We start from the raw sequence: 461 nt of genomic DNA on the forward strand, positions 1-461 counted from the left end.
CTTTAATTCTCTCTTGTATGAGTTTACTGGAGTGTATTTTAACATTTTGTTATTGTATAAACCACGGCGGAAAATTAGATTCTGTTTATATGTTTCTTTTAATGTTCTATTAACAAAACCTGGTCTATAAATAATATGAACATTAGGATGAAGCTTTTGTATGTTCATCCATTTATCTTTATGATAATTTGAGTTATCAATGACGACAACTTCATATTTGTTGTAATCAATCTGATCAAATAAATTAGTCGCTGAAACGGTTATACCATTATTGTAGAAGCCCCCACAATAAAAAAGTAATTTTTGTTTATTGCTTTCAACCTTGATTAATTCATCTTGATTTTTCCCTTTAAATATTATGTCAATGAGTCGATTAGTAGCATTTCCGTCATCATAAGAGCAGTATTCATCTAAAAACTCTTTGTATTGACTTTCAAACTGTTTATTGAAGTTATTTAAAC

General features: G+C 28.0%; 1 protein-coding gene. It reads right to left on the minus strand.

What is annotated here, in order from left to right; all coding sequences use genetic code 11:
* Positions 1-461: CDP-glycerol glycerophosphotransferase family protein (locus tag GFC01_RS18940; protein ID WP_243137693.1), on the minus strand; the 461-nt coding region annotated here is incomplete at both ends.

The sequence above is a fragment of the Desulfofundulus thermobenzoicus genome, from assembly GCF_009428905.1.
Taxonomy (GTDB): domain Bacteria; phylum Bacillota; class Desulfotomaculia; order Desulfotomaculales; family Desulfovirgulaceae; genus Desulfofundulus_A; species Desulfofundulus_A thermobenzoicus.